The organism is Kitasatospora sp. NPDC091257 (genome assembly GCF_044757675.1).
GTDB classification, from domain to species: Bacteria; Actinomycetota; Actinomycetes; order Streptomycetales; family Streptomycetaceae; genus Kitasatospora; species Kitasatospora lactacystinica.
In genome coordinates this window covers 1-3992 of record NZ_JBIVVI010000871.1, presented here as the reverse complement: position 1 = coordinate 3992, position 3992 = coordinate 1, and the positions used below count along the sequence as shown (strand labels likewise).

Sequence of the window (3992 nt, the reverse complement as noted above, 5' to 3'; positions counted from 1 at the left end):
CCCCTGGGAGCCGGCCGGCCGCCGTCCGGTGGACCTCCGCTACCTCCAGCAACTGGCGGGCAGCGTCGAGCGACTGGGCTACACCGGCGCGCTGCTCGCGACCGACCTGTACGACGTCTGGACGCTCGGCAGCGCGCTCGCGGCCGCCACCACCCCGGCCTTCAAGCCGCTGCTGGCCGTCCACCCGGGGCTGGTCTCACCCACCCTGCTGGCCAAGATGGCACTCAGCTTCGACCACCTGCACGGCGGCCGGCTGCGCTTCAACGTGGTGAACGGCTCGACCGCGCAGCTGCGCGAGTACGGCCTGGACGTCGAGCACGACGACCGCTACCGGCTCAGCGGCGAGTACTGGTCGATCGTCAAGCGCCTCACGGCGGGTGAAGTCTTCGACCACAAGGGCGAGTTCTACGAGCTGAAGAACGCGGGCGCGAGCCTGCGCGAGCTGACCCCGGTGCAGCCCGGCGGCATCCCGCTCTGGTTCGGCGGCAGCTCGGCGGCCGGCATCGAGATGGCCGCCGAACACGTGGACGTCTACCTGACCTGGGGAGAGCCGCCGCACCTGCTCAAGGAGAAGCTGGACCTGGTCCGCGAGCGGGCCGCCGCCCACGGCCGGTCGGTGCGGATCGGGCTGCGGCTGCACCTGATCGTCCGCGACACCGAGGACGAGGCCTGGGCCGCCGCCGACCGGCTGCTGGACGTCACCGGTGAGGCCACCTACGCGCGCCAGCTGGGTGGCGCGACGGCGGAGGACGGGGTCGGCTGGCAGCGGCAGTTCCGCCAGCACGGCGGGAAGGTGCCGGCGCGGGCCCGGGAGCTGGAGGTCTACCCCAACCTCTGGCCGGGAATGAGCCTGTTCCGCCCCGGGCCCGGTACGGCGGTGGTCGGCTCGACGGCCCAGGTGATCGAGCGCCTGCAAGAGTTCGAGGCGCTGGGTGTCGACACCTTCATCCTCTCGGGCAACCCGCTGCTGGAGGAGGCCCATCGGGTTGCAGAAACGGTTCTGCCCGCCCTGGGCATCAAGCGGCCGCACACCGGTAGCTGACTGGTGACAGCTGGCAAGTGACGGATAACGGATAACGGATAACGGATGACAGCTGACAGATTTCGAAATCTGTCAGCTGTCATCCGTCGATCGTCAGCTGTCAGCGTCAGCCGTAGCCGTAGCCGTAGCCATCAGCCGCAGCGATCATCCTCGGCCTCCGGTCGGCGCCTCCGCCCCGCTCAGCGGCTCAGCCGGTCGATCTCCGCCAGCTCCTCGGCCGTCAGCGGCCCGCCCGCCAGTGCGTCGAGGTTCTGGTCCAGCTGGGCGACGCTGCTCGCACCGATGATCACCGAGACCACCCGCGGGTCCCGCAGCACCCAGCACAGCGCCAGCTGCGCCAGCGTCTGCCCGCGCCGCTCGGCGACGGCGGCCAGCGCCCGCAGCTGCTCCAGCTTCCGTTCGGTCAGCGCCTCCTCGGTGAGGAACTTCCCGACCGACATCCGTGAGCCCGCCGGAACCGCCCCGGACAGGTAGCGGTCGGTCAGCAGTCCCTGGGCCAGCGGCGAGTAGGCGATGAGGCTGCTCTGGGTGTCGCCCACCGCGTCCAGCACGCCGCCGTCCTCCACGTGCCGGTTGAGGATCGAGTACGCCGACTGGTTCATCAGCACCGGCGTCCCCAGCTCGCGCAGGATCGCCACCGCCTCCCGGTGCTGTTCCGCCGGGTAGTTGGAGATCGCCGCGTACAGCGCCCTGCCCGAGCGCACCGCGCTGTCGAGCGCGCCCATCGTCTCGTCGATCGGGGTGTCCGGGTCGTACCGGTGCGAGTAGAAGACGTCGACGTAGTCCAGCCCCATCCGGTCCAGTGACTGGTCGAGGCTGGCCAGCAGGTACTTGCGGCTGCCGCCGTTGCCGTACGGGCCGGGCCACATGTCCCAGCCGGCCTTGGTGGCGATGAACAGCTCGTCCCGGTACGGCCGGAAGTCCTGGGCGAACAGGTAGCCGAAGTTGCGCTCGGCGCTGCCGTACGGCGGGCCGTAGTTGTTCGCCAGGTCGAAGTGCGTGACGCCCCGGTCGAAGGCCCGGCGCAGCACCGCCCGCTGCACGTCCAGCGGCTGGGCGTCACCGAAGTTGTGCCAGAGCCCCAGCGAGACGGCGGGCAGCTGGACGCCGCTGCGGCCGGCCTTCCGATAGGTCATCGAGTCATAGCGGTCATCCGCGGCGAGGTAGCTCATGCCGGACATCCTGCCAGTCCGTCGCGGCGGATCAAGCCTTGCCCCGTTCCGGGCCGGTGCCTATGCTCGCGGAGGATCGCGTGCGTGCGAGGCGAGGGGGAGGCGAGATGGCAGTCCGGACCGTGGCCGTGGCCGCCGCCGCAGCCCGCTGTTGTTGTCGCCACCGCCGCAGCACCGACCGCTGACGCCACCCGCGAGCCCCGCCGCCCGAGCGGCCCACCGCCCGCCCCGTCGGCCGTTCCGCCGGTGCCGCCCGTAGGAGCGCAGCGCCGGACCGCGCACCGGCTCCCCGCGCTCCGCTCTCCGTGCGGCTCACCGAATCCCGGGACGCTCCGGCCCGCCGGTCCCGTCCCGGTCCTGCTCAGCTCGTTCCCATGCTCAGCCCGTACCCGGCCCGGGGCCCGGTCCTGTACCCGGCCATGGCCCCGGCCCGACCCTGGTCCGGCCCGAGCCCGACCCCGGCCCGACCCTGGTCCGGCCCGAACCCGACCCCGGCCCGACCCTGGTCCGGCCCGAGCCCGACCCCGAGCCCGTCCCGAGCGCCCAAGGAGACCGCCGTGCGGTTCACCGTCTCGTCCCTCGTCGCCAACGCCCCCGACCCGGTCACCGGTGTCCGGCGCACCCCGCAGCAGAAGCTGCACAACGTCATCGACCAGGCCGTCCTCGCCGAGCAGCTCGGCTACGACGGCTACGGCGTGGGGGAGCGGCACGGTGAGCCGTTCCTCTCCCCGGCGCCGCCCCTGCTGCTGAGCGCCATCGCTGCCCGCACCTCCACCATCCGGCTGTTCACCACGGTGACGGTGCTCAGCGTCCTCGACCCGGTCCGGGTCGCCGAGGACTACGCGATGCTCGACCAACTCTCCGGGGGTCGACTGGAGTTGATCGTCGGCAAGGGCAACGACCCGCGCCACTTCGGTCTGTTCGGCCTCCCCGAGGAGCGCCAGTGGGAGGCGCTCGCGGAGAACTACGGCCTGCTGCGCAGGCTCTGGCGCGAGGAGAAGGTGACCTGGGAGGGCTCGACCCGCCCGCCGCTCACGGACGTCACGGTCTGGCCGCGCCCGCTCCAGGACCCGATCCCGGTGTGGCACGGCAGCGCGACCAGCACGCGGTCCACCGACCTCGCGGCCCGCCACGGCGACCCGCTCTTCTCCGCCAACTCCTTCCATCCGCTGGAGAAGTACCGGACGCTGGTCGAGCACTACCGCGAGCGCTGGGAGCACTACGGGCACGACCCGGCGCGGGCCCGGGTGGGCGCGAGCTTCGGCGGACTGTTCGTCGCCGAGCGCTCACAGGACGCCGTCGAGGGCTTCCGCCCGTACTGGAACGCACTGTTCGACTCGGCCGCGGGCCGGCACAACAACTCGCCGTTCACCTCGCTGGAGGACGCGCTGGAGCGCGGCTCGGCGCTGGTCGGCAGTCCGCAGCAGGTGATCGAGAAGATCCACCGCTACCACGAGGCCTTCGGCAACGAGGTGGTCGGCATCGGGGTCGACGCCCTCACCGAGGGGGCGCAGCGCGAGCAGTTGGAGCTGTTCGCGAGCGCGGTGGCGCCGGAGATCCGTCGGGCGCTGCCGTAGCGGTCCACGCCCGCCGCGCGCTGCCACGGCAGCCCGGATCCCCCGCCCGCCCGCGCAATGCGCCGTGCACCCCCTACGCGGCGTGACGCCGGCAACCGTGCGTGACGTGACGCGCGCCACCAGGTGCGCCGGAATGCCGTTCGGCGGGGCGGGGGATGACGAACGGTCGAGGGGCCGTGGCCGCCGGGGGGCGGCGCACGG

The 3992-nt window shown here is 72.4% G+C and carries 3 protein-coding genes; 2 read left to right on the top strand and 1 reads right to left on the bottom strand.

All coding sequences use genetic code 11. From position 1 onward, the window contains the following. Nucleotides 1-1042: LLM class flavin-dependent oxidoreductase (locus ACIQOV_RS31130; RefSeq protein WP_401053983.1), on the top strand; the 1042-nt coding region annotated here is incomplete at its 5' end. A gap of 179 nt (nucleotides 1043-1221) precedes the next feature. Here ACIQOV_RS31130 and ACIQOV_RS31125 read toward each other — a convergent pair. Next, on the bottom strand, nucleotides 1222-2214 hold the full coding sequence (locus ACIQOV_RS31125) for an aldo/keto reductase (RefSeq protein ID WP_401053982.1): 993 nt from the start codon (nucleotides 2212-2214) through the stop codon (nucleotides 1222-1224). 557 nt (nucleotides 2215-2771) lie between these two features. Between ACIQOV_RS31125 and ACIQOV_RS31120 the strand changes: the two genes are divergently transcribed. Further along, nucleotides 2772-3791, top strand: a complete 1020-nt coding sequence (locus tag ACIQOV_RS31120) for an LLM class flavin-dependent oxidoreductase (protein WP_359898555.1) — start codon at nucleotides 2772-2774, stop codon at nucleotides 3789-3791. Nucleotides 3792-3992: the final 201 nt, after the last annotated feature.